This window comes from Rhodoferax sp. UBA5149 (assembly GCF_002413825.1).
Lineage (GTDB): Bacteria > Pseudomonadota > Gammaproteobacteria > Burkholderiales > Burkholderiaceae_C > Rhodoferax.
Genome location: NZ_DHXT01000225.1, coordinates 3,239 through 11,438 on the forward strand (window position 1 = coordinate 3,239; position 8,200 = coordinate 11,438).

At 58.2% G+C, this 8,200-nt stretch carries 8 protein-coding genes; 6 read left to right on the plus strand and 2 right to left on the minus strand.

All coding sequences use genetic code 11. The features are described from left to right. The 6 genes from B3V69_RS19995 to B3V69_RS20020 all read left to right on the plus strand — a co-directional run. A partial coding sequence (locus B3V69_RS19995; RefSeq protein WP_296449361.1) for an ABC transporter ATP-binding protein occupies positions 1–864 on the plus strand: 864 nt, incomplete at its 5' end. Next, positions 861–1,658: an ABC transporter ATP-binding protein gene (locus tag B3V69_RS20000; protein ID WP_296449363.1), complete on the plus strand. Its 798-nt coding sequence runs from the start codon at positions 861–863 to the stop codon at positions 1,656–1,658. The genes B3V69_RS19995 and B3V69_RS20000, both read left to right, overlap by 4 nt. A 4-nt stretch (positions 1,659–1,662) precedes the next feature. Beyond that, positions 1,663–3,519 (plus strand): AMP-dependent synthetase/ligase, encoded by a 1,857-nt coding sequence (locus B3V69_RS20005; RefSeq protein WP_296449366.1) that lies wholly within the window; start codon positions 1,663–1,665, stop codon positions 3,517–3,519. Positions 3,520–3,539: 20 nt separating this feature from the next. Next, complete coding sequence (locus B3V69_RS20010) at positions 3,540–4,703, plus strand: ABC transporter substrate-binding protein (RefSeq protein WP_296449380.1); 1,164 nt, start codon at positions 3,540–3,542, stop codon at positions 4,701–4,703. Between the two features lie 114 nt (positions 4,704–4,817). After that, a complete protein-coding gene (locus tag B3V69_RS20015; protein WP_296449369.1) occupies positions 4,818–5,978 on the plus strand; it encodes an ABC transporter substrate-binding protein in 1,161 nt (386 codons plus the stop codon). A gap of 101 nt (positions 5,979–6,079) precedes the next feature. Next, positions 6,080–7,258, plus strand: a complete 1,179-nt coding sequence (locus B3V69_RS20020) for an ABC transporter substrate-binding protein (protein ID WP_296449372.1) — start codon at positions 6,080–6,082, stop codon at positions 7,256–7,258. A 59-nt stretch (positions 7,259–7,317) separates the two neighbouring features. Here B3V69_RS20020 and B3V69_RS20025 read toward each other — a convergent pair whose 3' ends face one another. After that, positions 7,318–7,806: a thioesterase family protein gene (locus tag B3V69_RS20025; RefSeq protein WP_296449375.1), complete on the minus strand. Its 489-nt coding sequence runs from the start codon at positions 7,804–7,806 to the stop codon at positions 7,318–7,320. 10 nt (positions 7,807–7,816) lie between these two features. Then, positions 7,817–8,200 (minus strand): acyl-CoA dehydrogenase family protein (locus B3V69_RS20030; protein ID WP_296449377.1); only part of this gene is annotated, 384 nt, incomplete at its 5' end.

The window sequence follows — 8,200 nt, forward strand, 5'->3', positions numbered from 1 at the left end:
CTCTCCGCCAAAAACCTCAGCGTGCGCTTCGGTGGCGTCCTGGCGGTCAACAACGTCAGCTTTGATGTCAAACAGGGCGAAGTATTCACCCTGATTGGCCCCAACGGCGCCGGCAAGACCACGGTCTTCAATTTGATCAGCCGCATCTACACACCGACCACCGGCGAGATCATTTACCGCGGGCCGCGCGGCGTCGTCCGGCTGACCGAGCAGCCGCCGCAAAATGTGGCCGGGCTGGGGATTGCGCGCACGTTTCAGAACATTGAATTGTTCGAGCACGCCACGGTGTTGCACAACCTGCTGATAGGCCGCCATACGCATCGCAAGACCGGGCTTTGGCAAGACCTGTTTTTCACCCAGACGGCGCGCGACGCCGAGCTGAAAGCACGGGAAAAGGTGGAAGAGGTGATCGAGCTTCTCGATCTGCAGCATCACCGCGACTCCATGGTGGCCGGCCTGCCCTACGGCGTGCGCAAGGTGGTTGAAATGGCACGCGCCTTGTGCACCGAGCCCAAACTGCTGTTGCTCGATGAACCCTCCTCCGGCCTGAATGTAGAAGAAACCGATGACATGGCGTTCTGGATTCAGGACATCAAGAACGAACTGGGCATCACGGTGCTGATGGTGGAACACGACATGACACTGGTCTCCAAAGTCTCGGACCGCGTACTGGCCATGAATCAGGGTGAGGTGCTCGCCATGGGCACGCCGCTTGAAGTGCAAACCGACCCCGGTGTGATCGAAGCCTATCTCGGCTCGGTCGATGACGTCTCTTTTCTGCGCCGGGGCGTGAGCGCCGACGAGCCGCCCCCGGGGGGTCTTGACGCACGCGCGGCGAAAAACGTGGGGGCCCGTTCCTCATGAGTACCCATCCCCCCGCCGTGAGCGATGTACCTGTGCTCAAGCTGCTCAATGTCGAGAGCGCCTACGGCCCCATCAAGGCCATTCGCGGCGTCAGCCTGCAGGTGCGCCGCGGCGAAATTGCAACCGTGCTGGGCTCCAATGGCGCGGGCAAAACCACGATTCTGAAAACCATCTCCGGCATCATCGATCCGCGCAAGGGCTCGATTGAGTTCAAGGGCTGCGACATCACCGCCCAGGACCCCGCCTTTATAGTGCAGCAGGGCTTGAGCCATGTACCGGAGGGGCGCGAGGTGTTCCCGCTGCTGAGCGTGCATGACAACCTGCTGATGGGCGCCTATATCCGCAAGGACCGCGATGGCGTGGCCAAAGACATGGAAGACGTCTACAACTACTTTCCGATCCTGCGCGAACGCGCCACGCAGGACGCCGGCCTGCTGTCGGGCGGGCAGCAGCAAATGCTGGCGATCTCGCGCGCGCTGATGGCCAACCCCGACCTCATCTTGCTGGACGAGCCCAGTCTGGGCCTGAGCCCGAAGCTGACCAAAGAGATCTTCGAGATCGTGGTGCGCATCAACCGCGAACGCGGCACCACTATTCTGCTGGTGGAGCAAAACGCCAACATGGCGCTCAACGCCTCGGACTACGGCTATGTGCTGGAGAACGGCCGCATCGTGATGGAAGACACCTGCGCCCGCCTGCGTGAGAAGGACGATATCAAGGAGTTCTACCTCGGGCTCAAGGAAGATGGCGTACGCGGTGAGCGGCGCTGGAAGAAGAAGAAAACCTGGAGATAAATCGATGAGCAAACTCTGGGACCTGAGCAAAATCCAGCCCAATCACGAGATCGTGATGCCGGGCGAAACCATTTCGGCGATGTTCTGGAACGCCGTGGCGCAACGCGGCCCGAATGTCTGGATGCGCCAAAAACACCTGGGTCTGTGGCGCAGCTGGACCTGGAACCAGTCGGCCGATGCCGTGCGCGAAATAGCTGGCGGCCTGATGAGCCTGGGTTTTGCCGAGGGTGAATGCGCCTCCATTCTGTCCAACACCGTGGTGGAATGGGTGTGGGCGGACCTCGCCGTTCTGTCCTGCGGCGGCGTCTCCAACGGCATCTACCCGACCGATGCCGCCTCACAGGTTCACTACCTGTGCGAGGACTCGCGCACCACCATCTTGTTTGTGGAAGACGACGAGCAACTGGACAAGGCGCTCGAAGTACGCGACCAGCTGCCGGGACTGCGCCAAATTGTGGTGTTTGACATGGAGGGGTTGCGCGACCTCAAGGATGCGAACGTCATCAGTCTGGATGAGTTGCGCCTACTGGGGCGCAAGTACCTGGCGCCACGCCCGGACGAGCTGCAACGGCGCGTTGACGCCTGCAGGCCCGAAGACCTGGCCATTCTGGTCTACACCTCCGGCACCACCGGTAGACCGAAGGGCGCCATGCATCTGCACGCCGGGCTGGTCTTCACCGTGCGCGGCTACAACACGCTGGTGGCCCAGGACGAGCACGATGAACGCATGTGCTTTCTGCCGCTGTGCCATATTGCAGAGCGCATGGGCGGCGAGTACTTTGCCTTGTACACGGGCACCAAGCTGAACTTTGTGGAGAAACCGGAGACCATCCCCGAGAATGTGCGCGAGATTGCGCCCACCGTTTTCACCGCGGTGCCGCGAGTGTGGGAGAAGTTTTATTCGGGCGTCATGATTTCCCTGAAGGAGTCCGGAGCCGTCAGCCAAGCCGCCTACGCCTGGAGCATCGGTGTTGGCATCGGGATTGCCGACAAGGTCTTGGCCGGGCAAGCGGTGGGCGCTTGGCTCAAGTGCAAGTTCCAAATCGCGCAGTGGCTGGCCTTGAACAATGTACGCAAGCTCATTGGCATTCACCGTGCCCGCTTCCTAGTGACCGGTGCCGCACCCATCTCACCCGATCTGGTGCGCTGGTACCTGGCGCTGGGCGTGCCCATGCTGGAGGTGTGGGGCATGACGGAAACCTGTGGCGCGTCCACTGGCGTGCCCGCCAGCCGCATGCGCCCCGGCTCCATCGGGCCCGCCGCCGCTTTCAATGAAGTCCGGCTGGACCCCGTCAGCGGCGAGATTCTGGTGCGCGGTAAAAACGTCTTTGCCGGCTACCTGAACCTGCCGGAAAAAACAGCGGAGACCATCGACCAGAACGGCTGGCTGCACACCGGCGATGTGGGCGTGATGGATGCGGACGGCTACTTCCGCATCACCGACCGCATGAAGGACATCATCATCACGGCCGGTGGCAAAAACGTCACCCCCAGCGAACTGGAAAATGACCTGAAATTCTCACCCTACATCACCGATGCGGTGGTGATCGGCGACAAGCGCCGCTACCTCACCGTGATCATCATGATCGACCAGGAAAACGTAGAGAAATTTGCCCAGGACCAGGACGTGCCCTTCAGCAACTATGCGTCACTGACCCGCTCGTCCGAGGTGCAAGCGCTGATCCAAGGCGAGATCGACCGCGTCAACAAGAAGTTTGCCCGCGTCGAGCAGATCAAGAAATTCTTCCTGCTGGAAAACCAGCTCACAGCAGAAGATGAGGAGCTCACCCCCACGATGAAGCTCAAACGCAAGCTGGTCGAAAAGAAATACTCAACTCAAATTGAGGCCATGTACCGTTAATTTTTATGGATGAACTCACAATGAAACTCAAGCATTCCCTCATCTTCGCCATCCTGGCCGCGGCCAGCACGCTGTCGACGGCCCAACAACAGGGCATTAGCAAGAACGAAATCCTTATAGGCACGATTCAAGACTTGTCAGGTCCGTTGGCGGGCTATGGCAAGCAGGCTCGCAACGGCATGCTGTTGCGCGTCGAGGAAATCAATGAGCAAGGCGGCATTTACGGCCGAAAGATCAAACTGCTGGTGGAGGATCATGGCTACGATCCCAAAAAGGCCGTTCTTGCCGCACAAAAACTGGTGAACCAGGACAAGATCTTCTTGATGGTGGGTCATATCGGCACGGCGCAGAACAATGCGGCCATGCCCATTCAGTTCGAAAAGGAAGTGATCAATTTCTTTCCGCTGACAGCCGCGCGCGAAATGTACGAACCCTTCCATCGTCTGAAGTTCTCGGTCGCCCCCACCTACTATGAACAGATCAAAACCTCACTGCCCAAGTTGCTCAGGCAGAAAAATATCACCAAGGTCTGTGCCATTTACCAGGATGATGAGTTTGGTCTTGAAGTCTTGCGCGGCACTGTGGACGCACTGAAGTCCGAGAAGATGGTCATCACTGAAAAAACCTCCTTTAAACGCGGCGCGACCGACTTCTCCTCCCAGGTCGCGCGCACCAAGGCCGCGGGCTGCGAGCTGGTGGTGCTGGGCACCATCATTCGCGAAACCGTGGGCACCATTGGCGAGGCGCGCAAGACCGGCTTCAACCCCGTGTTTATGGGCTCCAGCGCAGCCTACTCCGAGCTGATCCCCAAACTGGGCGGTAAATTGGTGGAAGGGATGTACGCCACCATGACCTCGCAGATTCCGTACGTGGACGACAGCTCGCAGCCTGTGCGCTTCTGGGCCAACAAGTACAAGACCAAGTTCAACGAAGACCCTTCGGTGATGTCCGTGTTTGGCTATACCGCCATCGACGTGTTCGCCAAGGCGATGCAGGGTGCGGGCGCGCGGCCCACCACCTCCAAATTCATCCGCGCCATGGAAACCATTCAGATCCCCGGCGATATGTTTGGCACCCCGCCGCTGAAGTTCACCCCCACCCGCCGCCTGGGCAGCGATGTCTCCCGGCTGTCGCAGATTCAGGATGGCAAATGGAAGGTCGTCATCGACTACGTCAAGCCATAAACGACCGTCCGCTGCGGTTGACACCAGCCTAGGCAACGCGGCTATCGACCAGGCATCGGGGGTGGGCGTGATGGCCATGTACCACTCCCTCTCAACGAATTTTGGAAGTACAGATTGAAACTCAAACACGTCACCCTTCTTGCCCTCATGGCGCTGGCCGCGACGCTGGCGGGTGCCCAGCAGGGCGTGAGCAAGACTGAAATTGTGATCGGCACCATTCAGGATCTATCGGGCCCACTGGCAGGCTACGGCAAACAGGCGCGCAATGGCATGCAACTGCGCGTGGACGAAATCAATGAGCAGGGCGGCGTGCATGGGCGCAAGCTCAAACTGTTGATCGAAGACTCCGGCTATGACCCCAAGAAGGCCCTGCTGGCGGCGCAGAAGCTGGTGAACCAGGACAAAATTTTCATCATGGCCGGTCACATCGGTACCGCCCAAAACAATGCTGCCATGCCGGTGCAGTTTGAAAAAAATATCATCAACTTCATGCCGCTGACCGCCGCGCGTGAAATGTACGAACCGGTCAATCAACTCAAGTTTGCACTGCTCAGCTCCTACTACGATCAAATGCGCCTGATGCTGCCCAAAATGGTCAAGGACAAGAGTGTCAAGAAAGTGTGCGCTATTTATCAGGACGACGAGTTCGGCCTTGAAGTGTTGCGGGGCGCCGAGGCCGGCCTCAAATCCATATCGCTGGAGATGGTCGAGAAGACCTCGTTCAAACGGGGCGCCACCGACTTCTCCTCCCAGGTGGCCAAGATGAAAGCTGCGGGCTGTGAACTGGTGGTGCTGGGTACCATCATCCGCGAAACCATTGGCACCATCGCCGAATCGCGCAAGAACAGCTTCAATCCGATCTTCTTTGGCTCGGTCGCCGCTTACACCGACCTGATTCACAAACTCGGTGGCAAGGGGATGGACGGCATGTACGCCTCCATGACCTGGCAGAACCCCTACCTGGACGAGACATCACAACCGATCCGGTTCTGGGCCAACAAATACAAGACCAAATTCAATGAAGACCCGGCCGTGTTTTCGGTTTATGGCTACACCATCATCGACAACCTGATCCGCGCCGCACAAAAAGCAGGCCCTAATCTCAGCACGGATAGCTTCATCAAGGCCATGGACAGCATGACGGTTCCGTCAGATATCTTTGGCGGACCGCCCATGTCATTCAGCCCGACCCGACACCTGGGCAGCAACAGGCAGCGCCTGTCGCAGATTCAGGATGGCAAATGGAAGGTGGTCTCGGATTACGTCAAACCCTAGTAGTTTCCCTTTGGGGGTTTGCGACAGCTTGACATTTTTCGTGTGACGTCAAAAATGCGTGGTAGATGCCACGCATTTTTTTGCCTGAACGGAGATAAATCATGAAATTCAAAGCGACGGTGGTACTGGCTGCACTGGCCCTCTCGACGACTCTGTCCGGTGCCCAGCAAGGCGTTAGCAAAGACACGATCACCCTGGGGTCTATTCAGGATTTATCAGGCCCGCTGGCGGGCTTTGGCAAGCAGGCACGCCTGGGCATGCTGCTGGCCGTCGATGAGATCAACGAGCAGGGTGGGGTGAACGGCCGCAAGCTCAAACTGCTTGTTGAAGACTCCGGCTATGACCCCAAGAAGGCCGTTCTGGCGGCCCAAAAACTGGTGAATCAGGACAAGATTTTCATGATGGTTGGCCACATCGGCACGGCGCAGAACATGGCCGCCATGCCGGTCCAGTTCGAGAAAAACGTCATCAATTTTTTCCCCATCACGGCGGCGCGCGAAATGTACGAGCCTTTTCACAAGCTCAAATATTCGTTTGCAGCCACCTACTTTGACCAGATGCGGCGGGCCGTGCCGCATCTGGTCAAGGACAAGGGAGCCAAAAAAGTCTGCACTATTTACCAGGATGACGACTTCGGCCTGGAGGTACTGCGTGGCGGCGAGGCCGGCCTGAAAACCATCAACATGGAGTTTGCCGAGAAAACCTCCTTCAAACGCGGCGCGACTGATTTTTCCTCGCAAGTGGCGAAAATGAAGGCGTCAGGCTGTGACCTTGTTGTTTTGGGCACCATCATTCGCGAAACCATTGGCACCATTGCCGAATCCCGTAAAACCGGCTTCAACCCCACCTTTCTGGGCTCAAGTGCCGCCTATACCGACCTGATTCACAAACTCGGCGGCAAGGCCATGGACGGGCTGTATGCCACGATGACGGTACAAAACCCGTACACCGAAGAGCAGTCGCCGCAGATTCGATTTTGGGCCAACAAGTACAAAACCAAATTCAACGAAGACCCGACCGTGTTCTCCGTCTATGGCTACGACATCATCAACATTTTCATCAATGCAGCCAACAAAGCGGGCAAGAATCTGAGCACCGACAGCTTCATCAAGGTCATGGACACCCTGACCATCCCGCCGGACATCTTTGGCAGCGCACCGGCCACCTTCTCGCCCACCAAACGTCTGGGTAGCGATGCTTCGCGCCTGTCGCAAATCCAGGACGGCAAGTGGAAGGTGGTAGGGCCCTACATCACCGATGCAGCTGCCGCTAAGATGTAGACGCAACGCTCGTGAAAGAAGGCCATCTTTGGGCGGCCTTTTAAATGGGCTTGATGTGACTAGGACACGATATAGGCACCGGCGCCGGTCGACAGCAGTTTGCCGTCCGCGCCCAAAAACTCCATGCGCGTGGACGCCACACGCGAGCCCAGGCGCATCACCTCGGCGCGCAATTCAAAGTGCTCGCCAATGCCGGGCCGCAGGTAATCGACCCGCAAATCGATGGTGCTGAGCTTGCCGAACCGCTGCAAACGCTGCAGGGGCGTTTCATCCATATGACGCGCACCAATGGCGGCCATCACGGCCAGGCCACCCATGGCGTCCAGTCCGGCACTGATGACACCGCCATGAAGCCGGTTAAAACTGAAGTGACCGATCAATTCCGGCTTCATGTCGATGCGGCCCCTGACCTGGGTGGGTTTGAGGGAGGTGATCTTCAGACCCAGAACTTGGTTGAAAAGAATCATTTTCTCAAAAACTTTTTTAAGTCCGGTGACGAATTCCTCTTCGAATTCAATTTCTTCGGGCGCTGCAAGATGTGGGGTCATGCACTGATTCTCACAGACCGAGCTGACGCGAGGCCAACTCTTTCATGATTTCTTCTGCGCCGCCACCAATCATCATGACCTTGACCTCTCGGTAAATGCGCTCGCTGTGGGTACCGCGCATGAAGCCCATGCCGCCCAGAATCTGCACACCCTGGTCAGCGCAGAACTGCATGGTCTGCGTCGCGTGGTTTTTGAGCAGGCACACTTGCGCCACCCACTCCGCGCCTTTCGCCGCCTTGTCGCCGGAATCGGCCCGGGCCGACACGGTATGGAGCCACGCGCGGGTGGACTCGATGCGCATCTTCATGTCCATCAACTTGTGGCGGATCACCTGGTGGTCGACCAGCGCCGTACCAAAGGTCTTGCGCTGACGCGCCCAGGCCAGAGCCTCGTC

What these genes read in the sequence shown, in the direction of transcription:
- B3V69_RS20000 (WP_296449363.1), top strand. Translation starts at nt 861, where the DNA reads ATGAGTACCCATCCCCCCGCCGTGAGCGATGTACCTGTGCTCAAGCTG.
- B3V69_RS20005 (WP_296449366.1), top strand. Translation starts at nt 1,663, where the DNA reads ATGAGCAAACTCTGGGACCTGAGCAAAATCCAGCCCAATCACGAGATC.
- B3V69_RS20010 (WP_296449380.1), top strand. Translation starts at nt 3,540, where the DNA reads ATGAAACTCAAGCATTCCCTCATCTTCGCCATCCTGGCCGCGGCCAGC.
- B3V69_RS20020 (WP_296449372.1), top strand. Translation starts at nt 6,080, where the DNA reads ATGAAATTCAAAGCGACGGTGGTACTGGCTGCACTGGCCCTCTCGACG.
- B3V69_RS20025 (WP_296449375.1), bottom strand. Translation starts at nt 7,806, where the DNA reads ATGACCCCACATCTTGCAGCGCCCGAAGAAATTGAATTCGAAGAGGAA.